This window comes from Bradyrhizobium sp. WYCCWR 12699, from assembly GCF_032144035.1.
Lineage (GTDB): Bacteria > Pseudomonadota > Alphaproteobacteria > Rhizobiales > Xanthobacteraceae > Bradyrhizobium.
On record NZ_JAVTJN010000030.1, the window covers coordinates 617,381 to 634,998 of the forward strand.

General features: G+C 64.7%; 14 protein-coding genes. 12 read left to right on the forward strand and 2 right to left on the reverse strand.

All coding sequences use genetic code 11. The annotated features are described in order from the left end of the window. Window positions 1-64: 64 nt before the first annotated feature. Window positions 65-1,147 (reverse strand): DUF2336 domain-containing protein, encoded by a 1,083-nt coding sequence (locus RPS27_RS13660; protein WP_212064895.1) that lies wholly within the window; start codon window positions 1,145-1,147, stop codon window positions 65-67. 369 nt (window positions 1,148-1,516) lie between these two features. Between RPS27_RS13660 and rimP the strand changes: the two genes are divergently transcribed. The 8 genes from rimP (at window position 1,517) to pnp (ending at window position 11,953) form a co-directional block, all read left to right on the forward strand. After that, window positions 1,517-2,272 (forward strand): ribosome maturation factor RimP, encoded by a 756-nt coding sequence (gene rimP, locus RPS27_RS13665; protein WP_212064894.1) that lies wholly within the window; start codon window positions 1,517-1,519, stop codon window positions 2,270-2,272. 2 nt (window positions 2,273-2,274) lie between these two features. Continuing rightward, window positions 2,275-3,885: a transcription termination factor NusA gene (nusA, locus tag RPS27_RS13670; RefSeq protein WP_211415319.1), complete on the forward strand. Its 1,611-nt coding sequence runs from the start codon at window positions 2,275-2,277 to the stop codon at window positions 3,883-3,885. 73 nt (window positions 3,886-3,958) lie between these two features. Next, window positions 3,959-4,642, forward strand: a complete 684-nt coding sequence (locus RPS27_RS13675) for an RNA-binding protein (RefSeq protein WP_212064893.1) — start codon at window positions 3,959-3,961, stop codon at window positions 4,640-4,642. Between the two features lie 70 nt (window positions 4,643-4,712). Next, window positions 4,713-7,412: a translation initiation factor IF-2 gene (gene infB / locus RPS27_RS13680; RefSeq protein ID WP_194405140.1), complete on the forward strand. Its 2,700-nt coding sequence runs from the start codon at window positions 4,713-4,715 to the stop codon at window positions 7,410-7,412. 155 nt (window positions 7,413-7,567) lie between these two features. Continuing rightward, entirely contained in the window at window positions 7,568-8,014 is a 447-nt protein-coding gene (gene rbfA / locus RPS27_RS13685) for a 30S ribosome-binding factor RbfA (protein ID WP_194405141.1), read from the forward strand. Then, window positions 8,011-9,144 carry a tRNA pseudouridine(55) synthase TruB gene (gene truB, locus RPS27_RS13690; RefSeq protein WP_211415317.1) on the forward strand — a complete coding sequence of 378 codons (1,134 nt, stop codon included), beginning with the start codon at window positions 8,011-8,013 and terminating at the stop codon, window positions 9,142-9,144. The genes rbfA and truB overlap by 4 nt, the downstream gene beginning before the upstream one ends. Window positions 9,145-9,146: 2 nt before the next feature. Continuing rightward, window positions 9,147-9,416, forward strand: a complete 270-nt coding sequence (gene rpsO / locus RPS27_RS13695; RefSeq protein WP_018644188.1) for a 30S ribosomal protein S15 — start codon at window positions 9,147-9,149, stop codon at window positions 9,414-9,416. A gap of 380 nt (window positions 9,417-9,796) precedes the next feature. Continuing rightward, window positions 9,797-11,953 carry a polyribonucleotide nucleotidyltransferase gene (gene pnp / locus RPS27_RS13700; RefSeq protein ID WP_194405143.1) on the forward strand — a complete coding sequence of 719 codons (2,157 nt, stop codon included), beginning with the start codon at window positions 9,797-9,799 and terminating at the stop codon, window positions 11,951-11,953. A gap of 129 nt (window positions 11,954-12,082) precedes the next feature. Here pnp and katG read toward each other — a convergent pair whose 3' ends face one another. Then, entirely contained in the window at window positions 12,083-14,248 is a 2,166-nt protein-coding gene (gene katG / locus RPS27_RS13705) for a catalase/peroxidase HPI (RefSeq protein ID WP_212064892.1), read from the reverse strand. 114 nt (window positions 14,249-14,362) lie between these two features. On the opposite strand from katG, the gene RPS27_RS13710 reads away from it, so the two are divergent. The 4 genes from RPS27_RS13710 to RPS27_RS13725 all read left to right on the forward strand — a co-directional run bounded on the left by RPS27_RS13710 (window position 14,363) and on the right by RPS27_RS13725 (window position 17,596). Further along, window positions 14,363-15,289, forward strand: coding sequence for a hydrogen peroxide-inducible genes activator (locus tag RPS27_RS13710; protein ID WP_211415315.1), 927 nt, complete (start codon window positions 14,363-14,365; stop codon window positions 15,287-15,289). Window positions 15,290-15,296: 7 nt separating this feature from the next. Then, window positions 15,297-15,755 carry a GNAT family N-acetyltransferase gene (locus RPS27_RS13715; RefSeq protein ID WP_212064891.1) on the forward strand — a complete coding sequence of 153 codons (459 nt, stop codon included), beginning with the start codon at window positions 15,297-15,299 and terminating at the stop codon, window positions 15,753-15,755. Window positions 15,756-15,848: 93 nt separating this feature from the next. Then, window positions 15,849-16,685: a hypothetical protein gene (locus RPS27_RS13720; RefSeq protein ID WP_212064890.1), complete on the forward strand. Its 837-nt coding sequence runs from the start codon at window positions 15,849-15,851 to the stop codon at window positions 16,683-16,685. 2 nt (window positions 16,686-16,687) lie between these two features. Beyond that, entirely contained in the window at window positions 16,688-17,596 is a 909-nt protein-coding gene (locus RPS27_RS13725; protein WP_249131359.1) for a hypothetical protein, read from the forward strand. Window positions 17,597-17,618: the final 22 nt, after the last annotated feature.

Here is a 17,618-nt window from a genome sequence, read left to right on the forward strand (position 1 = left end):
CGCGGTACTTCCGCTGTCGTCATGCCCGGGCTTGTCCCGGCCATGACGAAGACTGTTCGGAATCTCAAATCGTCTGCCGGTTGCGCCAGAAATTCACGACGCGCTCGGCGGTCGTCGGCATCAGGCGCGTGAAGTTGACGCGCGCGGCCTCGATGTCGGCATCGGCCGGCGTGCGTTGCGGACCGTACCAGAGCAGGATGAGCGCGCGCACTGTGGGCCAGCCCAGATTCAGCACGCGGCCGACGATGAGGATCGGATCGTAGCGGTCGCCAGCGATCAGGCGGTCGAGAACCGAGAGGCGAACGCCGGACATCGCCGACAGCGAGGCGATCGATTCCTCGTATTTGTGCGCCTTGGCAAAGCCGAGCAGCGCGCTCTCGCCGAGATGGCCGTCACGATGCAAGGCGAGCACCGTGCGCTGGGCCGCAGAGAAATCGCGCCGCGGCCCCGGCGGCAGCTTGGCATCCTCGATCGCCGCCATCGCGCGCTTGATCTCGACCTGGCGCGCGGGGTTGACCACGCTGGAGAGGCGCCGGCGGATGACGTCGAGCGTGCCGTCGAGAAGCTCTTTCAGGTGCTCGCCCGAGAGGTCGTTGCGCTGGCCGATCTTGAGCGTCAGCACGCCGTCCTGCGACGCGCGCTTGATCATCTCGGAATAGCTGCTCGGCGAGAACACCGCACCGGCATTGCCGGCGGCGCGGCGCACCACGTCGCGATCACCGCGCTCGACCAGCACGTCGGTGATCTCGGCCGACAATACCGGGCGCTCCGTCATCGCCAGCAGATGGCCCTGGCCCTTCAGCCGCGCGATCTCGACCAGAGCGGAATCATCGAGCACCGGCGAGCGGCGCAGCACGGGACCGGCCACCATGATCTCGTTTTCGCGCGCGAGTTGATTGACCAGATGCGGCGGCGCATTGTTCAGGTGCGAGAAGCGCTCGGCGAGGTCAGCGCGCGAGGCAAGCTCCGCATGCGGGACGAGATCGATCAGCAGATTGTCGAAGAGATCGATCAGCTCGGGACGAAGATTGGCGGAATCCTGGAAGAACAATTCGGAGATGGCGCGCGCGATTTCGCCGCGCCGCCGCGGATCGCCGCGTTTGACGATATCGTCCAGTCCGGGAATGAGCGACGTGGCAACGGTCATGAAACAACTCGATCAGGGCACGCCGCGGGTGCGCCCTTGGTCGAAGCCGCCCCACAATCAGGGAATTTAGCCGCCCGAGGTGAAAGAAGCGTTAGGCCCGGGACGGCGCGAACGACGGCGCGAATCGGGCGTAAAAAGCCTCGTCTGGCCCGCGATGGGCCTTGTCCGGGGGGATCAAAAGCGCTATATCAGCGCCAATTCATCTTCTCATACGATCCGCGTAGTGAGAGTGGGCCCGAAAGGACCCGCTCTTTTTTATTACCTGAACGCGGCTTGGCGGAAGATGCGGCCCGACGCGTGTCGGGAGAGTTCCGAAGCGGGCTTTGGAATCGTAACCAAGCCTTAACCATCGAGCGCCTGACCCTGGACATGACCGAACCGACCCCTGGTTCCACGGATGCCGAATTGCTGGCCGAGCCGAGACTCGTCGTCGAGCCCGGTGTGGCGGCACGGGTGTCCGCGGTCGCAGCACCGGTGCTCGAGGGCATGGGCTACCGCCTGGTGCGGATCCGAATTTCCGGCGAGGCCGGCTGCACCGTGCAGATCATGGCCGAGCGGCCGGACGGCTCGATGCAGCTCGAAGATTGCGAGGCGATCTCCCGGGCGCTGTCGCCCGTGCTCGATGTCGCCGACCCCATCGATCGCGCCTACCGGCTGGAAATCTCCTCGCCGGGGATCGACCGTCCGCTGGTCCGCCGCTCCGATTTCGAGCGCTATTCCGGCCATCTGGTGAAGATCGACATGGCGGTCGCACATGAGGGACGCAAGCGGTTCCGCGGCACGCTCGGTGCCGTCGAAGGCGACCGCGTGCACCTGCGTCGCGACGACGTCAAGGCGGGCGCCGAGGCCGACGTGCTCCTGACCATGGAGGATATCGGCGAGGCCCGGCTGGTGCTGACCGACGAGTTGATTGCGGAATCGATGCGCCGCGGCAAGGCCGAGGAGCGCCAGATGCGCAGGAATCTCGGACTGGAGCCGCCGGCTGCGCCGCACGCGGAGATCAGCGCGAAGATCACCAAGAACACCAAGCCGAAAAAGAAACCGGCCCCGACCAACACCAAGAAACATCGCCTTGCCGCCGAACGCGCGCGGCGCGGCGACATCGATCCTGACCAAGGAGACTAGCCATGGCAGTCAGCGCCAATCGACTTGAATTGCTCCAGATCGCCGACGCCGTTGCACGCGAGAAATCGATCGACCGCGGCATCGTCATCGCGGCGATGGAGGACGCCATCGCCAAGGCCGCGCGCGCACGTTACGGCAGCGAGACTGACGTTCACGCCGAGATCGACCCCAAGAAGGGCGAGCTGCGGCTGTCGCGCCACATGCTGGTGGTCGAGAAGGTCGAAAATCATTCCAACCAGATTTCGCTGGTGGACGCGCAGCGCGCCAATCCCGGCGCCCAGGTCGGCGACACCATCGCCGACACCCTGCCGCCGCTGGAATATGGCCGCATCGCCGCGCAATCGGCCAAGCAGGTCATCGTGCAGAAGGTGCGCGAGGCCGAGCGCGACCGGCAGTACCAGGAATTCAAGGACCGCATCGGCGACATCGTCAACGGCGTCGTCAAGCGCGTCGAATATGGCAGCGTGATTGTCGATCTCGGCCGCGGCGAGGCCATCATCCGCCGCGACGAGATGCTGCCGCGCGAAGTGTTCCGCAACGGCGACCGCGTTCGCGCCTACATCTTCGACGTCCGCCGCGAGACGAGAGGCCCGCAGATCTTCCTCTCCCGCACCCATCCGCAGTTCATGGCAAAGCTGTTCGCGCAGGAAGTGCCGGAGATCTATGACGGCATCGTCGAGATCAAGGCGGTGGCCCGCGATCCGGGCTCGCGCGCCAAAATCGGCGTGATTTCCCGCGATTCCTCGGTCGATCCGGTCGGCGCCTGCGTCGGCATGCGCGGCTCGCGCGTGCAGGCCGTGGTGAATGAATTGCAGGGCGAGAAGATCGACATCATTCCCTGGTCGCCCGACATCGCGACCTTCGTGGTCAACGCGCTGGCGCCGGCCGAAGTGTCCAAGGTCGTCATCGACGAAGATCGCGAGCGCATCGAGGTCGTCGTGCCCGATACCAACAACCAGCTTTCGCTGGCGATCGGCCGCCGCGGCCAGAACGTGCGTCTGGCCTCGCAGCTCACCGGCTGGGATATCGACATCCTGACCGAGCAGGAGGAATCGGAGCGCCGTCAGGCCGGCTTCGAGAACGCCACCCGCGTCTTCATGGAAACGCTCAACGTCGACGAGGTTGTCGGCCAGCTCTTGGCGACCGAAGGCTTCACCGCGGTCGAGGAAGTGGCCATGGTGGATCTCAGGGAACTCGCTGGCATCGAGGGTTTCGACGAGGAGACCGCGCAGGAGCTGCAGAGCCGCGCCCGCGAATATCTCGAACAGCAGGACGCCGAGATCGAGGCCAGGCGCAAGGAGCTCGGTGTCGAGGACGCGGTCAAGGACGTGCCCGGCGTCACCTCCAAGATGCTGGTGAAGTTCGGCGAGAACGACATCAAGACGGTCGAAGACCTCGCCGGCTGCGCGACCGACGATCTGGTCGGCTGGACCGAGCGCAAGGAAGGCGGCGAGCAGACCAAATTCCCGGGTGCCCTCGACGGCATCGATATCTCCCGCGACGATGCTGAAGCGATGATCATGCAGGCCCGCGTCAAGGCCGGCTGGATCACCGAGGCCGATCTCGCCAAGCCCGCTGAAGAGGCCGAGGCGACCGAAGATCAGCCGGCCTGAGGCGTTTTCGGCAAAGTGGAGACCGGCCTTGCGTAAACACACGACTTAGAAGGCGAAGGAGGATGTCGCCCGGATGCTCGCCAATATTGACAGCGAACTCGACAATGGACCGCGGACCGAAAGGTCCGCGACCATGCGGATGTGCGCTGTCAGTCGGCAGGTCCGGCCGATCGACGAGCTGATCCGCTTCGTCGTTTCGCCGCAGGGCGACGTCGTTCCAGATCTCAAGCGCAAGCTGCCCGGACGCGGCATGTGGCTGACGGCCTCCCGCGGGGTGGTTGCGGAAGCGGTGCGGCGTCACCAATTTACCAAGGCCTTCAAGCGCGAGCTGCGCATCCCCCAGACGCTTCCTGCCGACATCGAGGCACTCCTGGTTCGGAGCGTGTCGGAAGCCCTTGGGATCGCCGCCAAGGCGGGCCAGGTCGTGGCCGGCTTCGGCAAGGTCGAAAACGGCCTTCGGGAAGGCACGGTCGAGGTCCTGATCCACGCCAGCGACGGGGCCGCGGACGGAATCCGCAAATTAGACATGCTGGCACGTCAAAATGCCGGAAATCGCGGCTCCAAGCCGCCGATTCCCGTCGTCACCGCACTGAAATCGGTAGAATTGGATTTGGCACTGACCCGGTCAAATGTGATACATGCTGCCCTGCTCGCGGGCCCGGCGAGCAAGTCATTCCTGTCACGTAGCCAGATGCTGGTCCGATACCGGATGGCGGACGATGACAAGACTGCCGAAAAGCACGGCCAGGATTTCTGAGAGACAACGACGACCCGATTGGACGGTGCGGCAACGCACAACACTGATAAATCAGGATTAGGACTGCTGAATGGTTGATACCAAGACCCCTGGCGACAAGAAGCTGAGCGTTCCGAGCAAGACGCTATCGCTCAAGCCGCGCGTCGAAACGGGCACCGTGCGCCAGAGCTTCAGCCATGGCCGCAGCAAGCAGGTCGTGGTCGAGAAGCGCGGCAAGCGCCGTATCGACGGCACGCCCGAGCCGCAGGCTGCCGAGGTGGCGAAGCCCGCACCGGCCGCACCCGCGCCCGCTCCGTCGCGCCCTGCGCCGCCGCGCAACGCCGGCTCCGGCGTGGTGCTGCGCACGCTGACCGAGGACGAACGCTCCGCCCGCGCCAGCGCGCTGGCCGATGCCAAGGTGCGCGAAGTCGAAGAGCGCCGCCAGGCCGAGGAAGAGGCCCAGCGCCGCGCGGTCCGCGAGGCCGCCGAACGCGCCGAGCGCGAGGCTGCCGAATCCCGCCGCAAGGCCGAGGAAGAGCGCCACCGCCACGAGGACGAGGCCAAGCGCAAGGCCGAGACCGAGGCCAAGAAGCGCTTTGGCGAAGGCGAGCAACCCTCCGCTCCGCGCCCCGCAAGTGCGGCCCCGGCCGCTCCTGCGCCGCGTTCCGGCGCGCCCGCTTCACGTCCCGGCACCACGACCACGGCACGCCCGGGAACGACGACGGCTCGCCCCGGAACCAGCACGCAACGGCCGGCTGGCGGACCTTTGGGTCGCGCGCCCGCGGTCGCGGCCGGACCCGACGAGGACGATGGTCCGCGCCAGATCCGTCGTGGTCCCGGCGGCGCCGCACGTCCCGTGGTGGCTCCCAAACCCACCCACAAGCCCGGCCCGCAGAAGGAGCGTGGCCGCCTGACCGTCGTCACGGCGCTCAATGCCGATGAAGTGCGCGAGCGTTCGATCGCCTCGTTCCGCCGCCGCACCCAGCGCCTGAAGGGCCACGCCTCGAACGAGCCCAAGGAAAAGCTCATTCGCGAGGTGACCATTCCGGAAGCGATCACCATCCAGGAGCTCGCCAACCGCATGGCCGAGCGCGCGGTCGACGTCATCCGCATGCTGATGAAGCAGGGCGCGATGCACAAGATCACCGACGTGATCGATGCCGACACCGCGCAGCTGATCGCCGAAGAGCTCGGACACACCGTCAAGCGCGTCGCCGCGTCCGACGTCGAAGAGGGATTGTTCGACGTCACCGACGATTCCACCGACACCGAGACGCGCTCGCCCGTGGTTACCGTGATGGGTCACGTCGACCACGGCAAAACCTCGCTGCTCGATGCGCTCCGTCACGCCAACGTGGTCTCCGGCGAGGCCGGCGGCATCACCCAGCATATCGGCGCCTATCAGGTGACCTCGCCCGAGAGCGGCAAGAAGATCACCTTCATCGACACGCCCGGCCACGCCGCGTTCACCGCGATGCGCGCCCGCGGCGCCAAGGTCACCGACATCGTCGTGCTGGTGGTTGCGGCCGATGACGGCGTGATGCCGCAGACGGTCGAAGCCATCAACCACGCCAAGGCGGCGCGGGTGCCGATCATCGTTGCCATCAACAAGATCGACAAGCCCGACGCCAAGCCCGAGCGCGTGCGCACCGAGCTGCTGCAGCACGAGGTTCAGGTCGAATCGTTCGGCGGCGACGTCGTCGACGTCGAAGTGTCCGCCAAGAACAAGACCAATCTCGACAAGCTGCTCGAGATGATCGCGCTCCAGGCCGACATCCTCGACCTCAAGACCAATTCGGAACGTCCGGCCGAAGGCACCGTGATCGAAGCCAAGCTCGATCGCGGCCGTGGTCCGGTCGCCACCGTGCTGGTCCAGCGCGGCACGCTCCGGGTCGGCGACATCATCGTCGCGGGCGCGGAGATGGGCCGCGTCCGCGCGCTGATCTCGGATCAGGGCGAGACCGTGCAGGAAGCAGGTCCCTCGGTGCCGGTCGAAGTGCTCGGCTTCAACGGTCCGCCGGAAGCCGGCGATCGTCTCGCCGTGGTCGAGAACGAAGCCCGCGCCCGTCAGGTCACGAGCTACCGCGCGCACCAGAAGCGCGAGAACGCGGCTGCCTCGATCTCCGGCATGCGCGGCTCGCTCGAGCAGATGATGTCGCAATTGAAGACGGCGGGCCGCAAGGAATTCCCGCTGATCATCAAGGCCGACGTGCAGGGCTCGCTGGAAGCGATCCTCGGCTCGCTGGAGAAGCTCGGCACCGACGAAGTCGCAGCCCGCATCCTGCATGCCGGCGTCGGCGGCATCTCGGAATCCGACGTGACGCTGGCCGAAGGCTTCAACGCCGCGATCATCGGCTTCTCGGTTCGTGCCAACAAGGAAGCCGCCGCGGCCGCCAAGCGCAACGGCATCGAGATCCGCTACTACAACATCATCTACGATCTCGTGGACGACGTGAAAAAGGCGATGAGCGGACTGCTCGCGCCGACCTTGCGCGAAACCATGCTCGGCAACGCCTCGATCCTGGAGATCTTCAACATCTCCAAGGTCGGCAAGGTCGCCGGCTGCCGCGTCACCGACGGCACCGTGGAACGCGGCGCCAATGTGCGCCTGATCCGCGACAACGTCGTCGTGCACGAGGGCAAGCTGTCGACGCTGAAGCGCTTCAAGGACGAAGTGAAGGAAGTCCAGTCCGGTCAGGAATGCGGCATGGCCTTCGAGAACTACCACGACATGCGCGCAGGCGATGTCATCGAGTGTTATCGCGTGGAGACGATCCAGCGCTCCCTGTAAGTCCAAATCTTACCGAAGCGTTCGGATCATTTTGAACTGAAATTGCGGGAGTGCGATGGCCGGATTTTTTCCGGCCATCCACCCCTCTTCGTTTCAACAGGACAAATGGCAATGCCCGTGGCTCGAGCGCGGGCATGACGAGGTGATTTTCGAGAATGCCACGCCATCATCAGAAAAAGAGTTCCGCACCCGGCGGAGGCTCGCAACGCCAGTTGCGCGTCGGCGAGCAGGTTCGCCACGCGATGGCCGATATTCTGGCGCAAGGCAATGTGCATGATGCCGACCTCGAAGGTCACATCATCACCGTGCCGGAGGTGCGGATGTCGCCCGATCTGAAGCTCGCGACCGTCTACGTGATGCCGCTCGGTGGCCGCGACACCGGGATCGTCATCGCTGCGCTCGAACGCAACAAGAAGTTCCTGCGCGGCGAAGTCGCGCGGCGCGTTAACCTGAAATTTGCACCCGACCTTCGCTTCCGCGTCGACGAGCGATTCGACGAAGCGGAACGGATCGAGAAGCTTTTGCGAACACCTGCGGTGCAGAAGGATCTCGAACAGGATTTGGAACAGGATCCGGAGACGGATCGGGAAGAAGAACGATGACGATGGACCCGGCTCACGACACGATCAGCGGCGAACAGGCCGATCAGCGCGACGTGCAGAAAAATAATTTCGCGGACAATAATTTCGCGGACATGGGCGGCAATTCGGAGCCGCATCAGGAGCCGCGCCGCGTCAACAACGATCCGCGCGCCAAGCAGCAGAAGGGCAACCAGGTTCGCCGCGACCGGCGTGACGTCCACGGCTGGGTCGTGCTCGACAAGCCGATCGGCATGACCTCGACGCAGGCGGTCGCAGTGCTCAAGCGCCTGTTCAACGCCAAGCGCGCCGGGCATGCCGGCACGCTCGATCCGCTCGCTTCGGGGGGCTTGCCGATCGCGCTCGGTGAGGCCACCAAGACCGTTCCCTTCGTCATGGACGGCCGCAAGCGCTACCAGTTCACGGTGTGCTGGGGCGAGGAGCGCGACACCGACGACATCGAGGGCCGGGCGACCGCGACCTCCGACCAGCGTCCGACCCGGGAGGCCATCCTGGCCCTGCTGCCCCGCTTCACCGGGGTGATCGAGCAGATCCCGCCGCGCTATTCCGCGATCAAGGTCCAGGGCGAGCGCGCCTATGACCTCGCCCGCGACGGCGAAGTCGTGGAGCTGGCCCCCCGCCCGGTCGAGATTCACCATTTAACCCTTTTGGATCAACCGGATAACGACCACGCCGTGTTCGAGGCCGAATGCGGCAAGGGCACCTATGTCCGCGCGCTGGCCCGTGATATGGGCCGGATTCTCGGCACTTACGGCCATATCTGCGCGCTCAGGCGGACCCTGGTCGGCCCATTTGGCGAAAACGACATGATTCCGCTGGATCAGTTGGAGGCTTTGTGCGATAGAGCCGCGTCCGGCGAGGGTAGCCTCGCGGACGCGCTTATGCCCGTTGAGACCGCGCTGGACGACATCCCGGCACTGGCCGTCACTCGGGCTGATGCGGCAAGGCTCCATCGGGGTCAGGCCGTTTTGTTGCGCGGACGGGATGCGCCCACTTGTAGCGGCACAGTCTATGTCACGGTGGCAGGCCGTCTTTTGGCGCTTGCTGAAGTTGGCAATGGCGAAATCATCCCCAAGCGTGTGTTCAACCTGACCGGCCTGACTGCCAGCCCCGGTCGCAACGAGAGAAATTGACGATGTCGATTGCCGCAGAACGCAAAGCGGAAGTCATCAAGACCAATGCCACCAAGGCCGGCGACACCGGCTCGCCCGAGGTTCAGGTCGCGATCCTGTCGGAACGCATCAACAACCTCACCAACCATTTCAAGACCCACGTGAAGGACAACCATTCGCGTCGTGGCCTCTTGAAGCTGGTCTCGACCCGCCGCTCGCTCCTCGACTATCTCAAGAAGAGGGACGAGGCGCGCTACAAGGCGCTGCTCGAGAAGCACAATATTCGTCGTTAAGAGTTCTTGCGCGCGCCCAACGGCGCGCGTTTTCGCGCGTGATTTCGACGAAAGCGTTTGTTTAAAGGTTTTTGATCGAGGCTGCGTGCACGTCGGATGCGGGCCGTTGATGGCCAGCATCCGGGGCATGATGGGCGAAGACCGAAGGTTCGGTGTTCGCATTCGTGCCGACTGACAGTCCAGCAGCAATCCGGCGGCTGGGCACAACGGGCAAGGCGCCCGTATGACCCGAAAGGATGGACGCCATCCGAAATCCGAAAACCATGGCAGGATCGCAGGACGCTGATCACCCGCTCCGATCAGCGTCCCGCAATCTTGCGCATGGTTTTTGTTTTTCGAGAGCCGTCCCCTCTTTCGAGAACCCATGAAAGAAGACCTCTATGTTCAATAAGCATTCAGTCGAGATCGACTGGGGCGGACGCCCTCTCAAGCTCGAAACCGGCAAGATCGCCCGCCAGGCCGACGGCGCCGTCGTCGCCACCTACGGCGAGACCGTGGTGCTCGCCACCGTCGTCGCGGCGAAGGCGCCGCGCGAAGGCGTCGACTTCCTGCCGCTGACCGTCGACTACCAGGAAAAGACCTACGCTGCGGGCCGCATTCCCGGTGGCTATTTCAAGCGTGAGGGTCGTCCGACCGAGAAGGAGACGCTGGTCTCCCGCCTGATCGACCGTCCGATCCGTCCGCTGTTCGTCGACGGCTGGCGCAACGAGACCCAGGTGATCGTCACCGTGCTGTCGCACGACATGGAGAACGACCCTGACATCGTCGCGCTGGTGGCCTCGTCCGCCGCGCTGACCCTGTCCGGCGCTCCGTTCAAGGGCCCGATCGGCGCGGCCCGCGTCGGCTTCGCCAATGACGAGTTCATCCTCAACCCGACCCTCGACGAGATGGTCGACACCCAGCTCGACCTGGTCGTCGCCGGCACCGCCGACGCCGTGCTGATGGTGGAATCGGAAGCCAAGGAGCTGAACGAAGACATCATGCTCGGCGCGGTGATGTTCGGTCATCGCCACTTCCAGCCGGTGATCAACGCGATCATCGAGCTTGCCGAGAAGGCCGCCAAGGAGCCGCGCGAAGTCACTGTGATCGACAATGCCGCGCTCGAGAAAGAGATGCTCGGCCTCGTCGAGCAGGAGCTGCGCGCCGCCTACGCCATTCCGGTCAAGCAGGATCGCTACGCCGCGGTCGGCAAGGTCAAGGAAAAGGTGATCGCCCACTACTTCCCCGAAGGGCAGGAACCGAAATACGACAAGCTGCGCATCAGCGCCGTGTTCAAGGAGCTCGAGGCGAAGATCGTTCGCTGGAACATCCTCGACACCGGCAAGCGCATCGACGGTCGCGACAGCAAGACCGTACGCAACATCGTCGCCGAAGTCGGCGTGCTGCCGCGCGCCCACGGCTCGGCGCTGTTCACCCGCGGCGAGACCCAGGGCCTGGTCGTCACCACGCTCGGCACCGGCGAAGACGAACAGTACATCGACGCGCTGTCGGGAACGTACAAAGAGACGTTCCTGCTGCACTACAACTTCCCTCCCTACTCGGTCGGTGAGACCGGCCGCCTCGGCGGCACCAAGCGCCGCGAGATCGGCCACGGCAAGCTGGCCTGGCGCGCGATCCACCCGGTGCTGCCGCCGCATCACGAGTTCCCCTACACGATCCGCGTGGTCTCGGAGATCACCGAGTCCAACGGCTCCTCGTCGATGGCCTCGGTCTGCGGCGCCTCGCTCGCGCTGATGGACGCCGGCGTGCCGTTGAAGCGGCCGACCGCGGGCATCGCGATGGGCCTGATCCTCGAGGACAAGCGCTTCGCGGTCCTCTCGGACATCCTCGGTGACGAAGACCATCTCGGCGACATGGACTTCAAGGTGGCCGGCACCGAGCAAGGCATCACCTCGCTCCAGATGGACATCAAGATCGAGGGCATCACCGAAGAGATCATGAAGGTGGCGCTCGGCCAGGCCAAGGAAGGTCGTATCCACATCCTCGGCGAGATGGCGAAGGCGCTCACCAACGCCCGCGCCGAGCTCGGCGAATACGCGCCGCGCATCGAGACCTTCAAGATCGCCACCGACAAGATCCGCGAAGTGATCGGCACCGGCGGCAAGGTGATCCGCGAGATCGTCGAGAAGACCGGCGCCAAGGTCAACATCGAGGACGACGGCACCGTGAAGGTCGCCTCCAGCGACGGCGAAGCAATGAAGGCCGCGATCAAGTGGATCAAGTCGATCGCGTCCGATCCGGAAGTCGGCCAGATCTATGACGGCACCGTCGTCAAGGTGATGGAGTTCGGCGCCTTCGTGAACTTCTTCGGCTCCAAGGACGGCCTCGTCCACATCAGCCAGCTCGCGGCCAACCGCGTGCAGAAGACCTCCGACGTCGTCAAGGAAGGCGACAAGGTCAAGGTCAAGCTGCTCGGCTTCGACGACCGCGGCAAGACCCGCCTGTCGATGAAGGTGGTCGACCAGACCACCGGCGAAGACCTCGAAGGCAAGGGCGGCGAGGGCGAGAAGGCCCCGCGCGAAGCCGCCGGCGAGTAAGTCTCGCGACATCAGAAACACGAAGGGCGGCCGAAAGGCCGCCCTTTTTGCTTGCGTTCGCTCCGGGCGATCCGCGCTCCCCTCTCCCGCTCGCGGGAGAGGTTGCACCGACCACGCGGCGAGATCGCCTCACGCCACGATGTCGTAGCGGTCCAGGTTCATCACCTTGGTCCAGGCCTTGGCGAAGTCAGCCACGAACTTCTCCTTCGCATCCGAGGTCGCGTAGACCTCAGCGTAGGCGCGGAGCTGCGAGTGCGCGCCGAAGATCAGATCGACGCGCGTGCCGGTCCACTTCACCGCGTTGGTCTTGCGGTCGCGGGCCTCGTAGCTGCCGTCAGCCGCCGGCGTCCACTGCGTGCTCATGTCGAGCAGGTTGACGAAGAAGTCGTTGCTGAGCGTACCCACCTTCGCGGTGAAGACGCCGTGCTTCGACCCGTTCGCATTGGCGCCGAGCACACGCAGTCCGCCGACCAGTGCCGTCATCTCGGGGCCGGTCAGCCGCAGGAGCTGCGCACGATCGATCAGCGCCTCTTCCTGCTGCATGAACTGATGCCGCTTGCCGACATAGTTGCGGAAGCCATCAGCCCGCGGCTCAAGCGGTGCAAAGGACGCCGCGTCGGTCTGCTCCTGCGAAGCATCCATGCGGCCCGGCGTGAACGCAACCTTGACGTCGACGCCGGCATCCTTCGCGGCCTTCTCGACCGCGGCGGTGCCGCCGAGGACGATGAGGTCGGCGAGGGAGACCTTCTTCGCGCCTGACGAGGCGTTGAAGTCCTTCTGGATCGCTTCGAGCTTGCCGAGCACCTTGCTGAGCTGCGCCGGCTCATTCACCTCCCAGTCCTTTTGCGGGGCGAGGCGAATGCGCGCGCCGTTGGCGCCGCCGCGCTTGTCCGAGCCGCGGAACGTCGAGGCCGACGCCCAGGCGGTCGAGACCAGTTCCGGCACCGAAAGCCCCGAAGCCAGGATCTTGCTCTTCAGCGCAGCGATGTCCTGATCGCTGGCCAGCTCGTGGTTGACGGCCGGAATCGGATCCTGCCAGATCAGCGTCTCCTTCGGCACCAGCGGGCCGAGATAGCGCTGGATCGGACCCATGTCGCGATGGGTGAGCTTGAACCAGGCGCGGGCAAAGGCGTCCGCGAACTGAGCCGGGTTCTCCAGGAAGCGGCGCGAGATCTTCTCATAGGCCGGATCGAAGCGCAGCGAGAGGTCGGTCGTCAGCATCGTCGGCCGATGCTTCTTCGACTTGTCGAAGGCATCGGGAATGATCGCGTCGGCACCCTTGGCCGTCCATTGCTGCGCGCCGCCCGGGCTCTTGGTCAGCTCCCATTCGAAATTGAACAGGTTCTCGAAGAAGTTGTTGCTCCACTTCGTCGGCGTCGTCGTCCAGGTGACTTCGAGGCCACTGGTGATGGCGTCGCCCGAGTGACCCGAGGCGTGCTTGCTCTTCCAGCCGAGGCCCTGGTCCTCCAGAGCGCCCGCTTCCGGCTCCGGTCCAACCAGCGAGGGATCGCCCGCGCCATGGGTCTTGCCGAAGCTGTGGCCGCCGGCGATCAGCGCGACGGTCTCCTCGTCGTTCATCGCCATGCGGGCGAAGGTCTCGCGGATGTCCTTGGCCGCGGCGACCGGATCCGGCTTGCCGTTGGGGCCTTCCGGATTGACGTAGATGAGGCCCATCTGCACCGCGCCGAGCGGCTCGGCGAGCTGGCGTTCTCCGCTGTAGCGCTCATCGCCGAGCCAGGTGCCCTCGGGGCCCCAATACAGCTCTTCCGGCTCCCAGACGTCGACGCGGCCGCCGGCAAAACCGAAGGTCTTGAAGCCCATCGATTCCAGCGCGACGTTGCCGGCGAGAACCATCAGATCGGCCCAGGAAATCTTGCGGCCGTATTTCTGCTTGATCGGCCACAGCAGGCGGCGCGCCTTGTCGAGATTGGCGTTGTCGGGCCAGCTGTTGAGCGGCGCGAAGCGCTGCTGTCCGGCGCCGGCGCCGCCGCGACCGTCGGTGGTACGGTAGGTGCCCGCGCTGTGCCAGGCCATGCGGATCATCAGGCCACCGTAATGACCGAAATCGGCCGGCCACCATTCCTGCGAATCCGTCATCAGGGCGGTCAGGTCCTTGATCACGGCGTTCAGGTCGAGCGTCTTGAATTCCTTGGCATAGTCGAAGCCTTGGCCCATCGGATCGGACTTGTCGGAATTCTTGTGCAGCACCTCGATATCGAGCTGCGTCGGCCACCAGTCGCGGTTCACGCGCGTGGGTTTTCCGCCCGAAAACGGGCACTTCGAAGTGTCGTCCATGAATACCTCCTCTGGTGGCGTCGAACTCGCGCCTTTGACCAGGTAGAACCACTCTAGGCGCCGCGTCCGATCAGGGGAAGTTGACTTTAGTGATCGCTGCAATAAGAATTCCTGATGCTCAACGTGACACTGCGCCAACTCCGGTATTTCGATGCGCTGGCGCGTCACGGCCATTTCGGCCGCGCGGCCGAGTCCTGCTCCATCTCGCAACCGGCCTTGTCGATGCAGATCAAGGAGTTGGAGGAGGCGCTGGGCGGGCTGCTGCTGGAGCGCAGCGCACGGCAGGTGGCGCTGACCCGGTTCGGCGAGGAGCTCGCGCAGCGCGTCCGCGACATTTTGCGCTCGGTCGATGAGCTCGGCGATTTCGCCCGGGCCTCGCAGGATCGCTTCTCGGGCCGCTTACGCATCGGCATGATCCCGACCATCGCACCTTACCTGCTGCCCACGATCACCAAGAATCTCACGCGCATGCATCCGGAACTCGACATCCGCGTCCGCGAGACCATGACGCCGCGGCTGATCCAGGAGCTGGTGGAGGGACGGCTCGACACCGCCATCGTGGCGCTGCCGGTGTCGGAGCCTTCGCTGACCGAGGTTGCGCTGTTCGAGGAGAAATTCCTGCTGGTCCGGCCCAGCACGGATGAGGGCACACCGGCGCCGTCGCGCGAGAGGATGCGCGAGATGCGGCTGTTGCTGCTCGAGGAAGGCCACTGCTTCCGCGATCAGGCGCTGTCGTTCTGCAACATGCAGTCGGCGCCGCCGCGCGAGATGCTGGATGCCAATTCGCTGTCGACGCTTGTGCAGATGGTCAGCGCCGGCATTGGCGTGACGCTGATCCCGGAAATGGCAGTGCCTGTGGAGACGCGATCGGCCTCGGTCTCGCTGGCACGCTTCCGCGACCCGCAGCCGTCCCGCACCATCGGCATGGTCTGGCGCAAGACCAGCCCGCTGGCCCGGCAGCTGCTGCAGATCTCCGAAGTGGTGTGCCTGTCGGCCGGCAAGGCGCGCCCGCGTTCGGCCGCGAGCGATCACCGCAGCTGAGCGCCAGATGTCGCATCCCGTCATTCGTCCCGCCCGCGCAAACGAATACGATGAGGTCGGCCGCGTCTGGATGGAGAGCTGGGTCTCGACCGGCCTCGGCGAGGCCAGCGACTTCCTGCTCGCCAACCTGCGCGCGCGCATCCGGCGCGAGATCGCGGACGGCTGGAGCCTGTTCGTTGCCGACGATCGCGGCACAATCGCCGCCATGCTGGCGCTGCATGTGCCGAAGCGCTATCTCGACATGCTGTTCGTCGCGCCGGCCTATCAGGGCCAATCGCTCGGACGACAATTGCTCGCCTTCACCCGCACGCAAATGCCGGATGAGATGCACCTGCGCTGCGTCCGCGAGAACGAAAAGGCCTGGCGCTGGTACGAGCGCGAAGGATTTGTGTTCGAGAAGCAAGAGATCGAGCCGTCGAACGGCTTCGTGATGAAGTATTACCGGTGGAAGCGGCCCATCGGGTAGGCACCGAGCTCCGAGCGCAGCTTGCGGTTGTCGCCTTGACAACCTAGTGTGACGCGTCCGCTGTCACGTCGCGTCTGATCCCACTTGGAATCCATGTTTCGACCTGCTGTCCCGGTGCTCGTCCTGCTGTCCGTTCTGGGTCCGGCAGAGGCACAAACTACGCCTGCGACCAGTGCTCCCGCCGCTCAGTCCGCGCCTCAGGCGAAGCCGGCTGCCAAGAAAGCGGCCGCGAAACCGAAGGCAGTAGCCAAGCCTGCGGACCCGGCGACGACCGGTCCTTGCGGCGTCGGCGTGATTGCGGGGACCGGCGACATCTTCGTCGTCCAGAAGATCGGCCTGACCGTGTTCGGCAACGACTATGCAGAGGTCCCGGTGTCCTGGGGCCTCGACGATCTCGTCTTTGCGCGGACGCGGGCCGCGGCAGGCAACACGCCGGTACGACGTATCAGCTACGCCAAGGGCGGGCTCGATTCCTACTATCACCCCAAATCCGGCCTGTTCCGTAATCAGCGCCAGGAGTTGTCGAACCTGATCCGACAGGTCGCGGGCAATGCCGGTTGCGAGCGTTATCTCGTCATCATGCGCAGCGAAGGACAGCTCGACGGGACCAATCAGTCGCTCAGCGGCGTCGGCATCTTCAGCCGGGGTGTCGGTCTCATCTCCTACGCCTACGTCTTCGCCTCTATCGGCGTGACATGGATCGACGGCCGCACCTTCGAAGTCATGAAAGGTCCGGCCGTGACCTTCGAAGGTGTCATGAAGCATATGGCGGACAACTTCACGTCGAACGAACTGTTACAGAAGGTGGACAAGTCCATGTTTCCGGAGACGGCCGCGGACTCCGCCAGCAACGCCGCCCTGCGCGACACCACGCGCGACTTTCTGACGAAGCGGCTGGACAAGATCTTGCCGCCGTATTTCGCGCAGTGACGATGCTGAAGGGAAGTCGAGCTCGTAAGGAAACGACGGTCGGAACGATTCGGGCCTTTGCCATGATCGTCGCGACGCACCTACTCTCGACGACCGGCGTCGAGGCTCAGGCTGCGCCAACGACGGGCATGGCCAATGGCAAGGTGACAACGCGGCGCGAAGCGACGGGCAGGCCCGTCTTCACTGGCGGCGGCTCGTGCGACTTTGGTGTCGTCGTCACCGCCGGCGATGAGTTCACCGTGCTGACGACTGGCCTGACCGTATTTCAAAACAAGAAGACGGTCATCCCGATCCCAGGCTGGGGACTCAACGATCTGATCTTCGCGCGGACTCGCGCCGCGATCCCTGCCGGCGTGTCCGTCCTGAGAATCCCCTATAACCCGGCGAAGTTTCCTCCCCGCGATGAGTCCAAGGACACCTTGAAGGACAGGTTGTTCCGCGATCTCAACGCGGAGCTGGCCGAATACATGCGCCAGGTCGCGAAAGGAACGAATTGCCGGCACTATATCCAGATCCTTAATTCAATCAGCCCTATCGGGTCATCCAATTACACGGTCCGCGGCTTCGGCATCCTCAACCAGGATGTGGTGCTCGGGCGGCGCATCTATCTTTACGCCCTGGCATTTATCCGCATCTTCGACGGCCGCGACTTCTCCGTCGTCAGACAGAGCTCTGCGTTGATCAACATGGATCATTCCCTGGCGGTGCAGAGGCTTCTGGGCAAACACATCGGCGGCCCCTATCGCGAATTACCCGCAGAATCGTTCCCAACGCACCCTGAAGATGCCGCCGCCAATCCCGCATTGCGCGACGGCGTACGCTCCATGCTGGCAGAAAGCCTCGATAAGACGCTGCCTCTCCTGCTTGGACTTCGACCAGCAGCACGCCAAAGCGACACCAAACAACATTGACCCACATGTCGTTCAGGCTGGC

What these genes read in the sequence shown, in the direction of transcription:
- RPS27_RS13660 (WP_212064895.1), bottom strand. Translation starts at nt 1,147, where the DNA reads ATGACCGTTGCCACGTCGCTCATTCCCGGACTGGACGATATCGTCAAA.
- rimP (WP_212064894.1), top strand. Translation starts at nt 1,517, where the DNA reads ATGACCGAACCGACCCCTGGTTCCACGGATGCCGAATTGCTGGCCGAG.
- nusA (WP_211415319.1), top strand. Translation starts at nt 2,275, where the DNA reads ATGGCAGTCAGCGCCAATCGACTTGAATTGCTCCAGATCGCCGACGCC.
- RPS27_RS13675 (WP_212064893.1), top strand. Translation starts at nt 3,959, where the DNA reads ATGCTCGCCAATATTGACAGCGAACTCGACAATGGACCGCGGACCGAA.
- infB (WP_194405140.1), top strand. Translation starts at nt 4,713, where the DNA reads ATGGTTGATACCAAGACCCCTGGCGACAAGAAGCTGAGCGTTCCGAGC.
- rbfA (WP_194405141.1), top strand. Translation starts at nt 7,568, where the DNA reads ATGCCACGCCATCATCAGAAAAAGAGTTCCGCACCCGGCGGAGGCTCG.
- truB (WP_211415317.1), top strand. Translation starts at nt 8,011, where the DNA reads ATGACGATGGACCCGGCTCACGACACGATCAGCGGCGAACAGGCCGAT.
- rpsO (WP_018644188.1), top strand. Translation starts at nt 9,147, where the DNA reads ATGTCGATTGCCGCAGAACGCAAAGCGGAAGTCATCAAGACCAATGCC.
- pnp (WP_194405143.1), top strand. Translation starts at nt 9,797, where the DNA reads ATGTTCAATAAGCATTCAGTCGAGATCGACTGGGGCGGACGCCCTCTC.
- katG (WP_212064892.1), bottom strand. Translation starts at nt 14,248, where the DNA reads ATGGACGACACTTCGAAGTGCCCGTTTTCGGGCGGAAAACCCACGCGC.
- RPS27_RS13710 (WP_211415315.1), top strand. Translation starts at nt 14,363, where the DNA reads ATGCTCAACGTGACACTGCGCCAACTCCGGTATTTCGATGCGCTGGCG.
- RPS27_RS13715 (WP_212064891.1), top strand. Translation starts at nt 15,297, where the DNA reads ATGTCGCATCCCGTCATTCGTCCCGCCCGCGCAAACGAATACGATGAG.
- RPS27_RS13720 (WP_212064890.1), top strand. Translation starts at nt 15,849, where the DNA reads ATGTTTCGACCTGCTGTCCCGGTGCTCGTCCTGCTGTCCGTTCTGGGT.
- RPS27_RS13725 (WP_249131359.1), top strand. Translation starts at nt 16,688, where the DNA reads ATGCTGAAGGGAAGTCGAGCTCGTAAGGAAACGACGGTCGGAACGATT.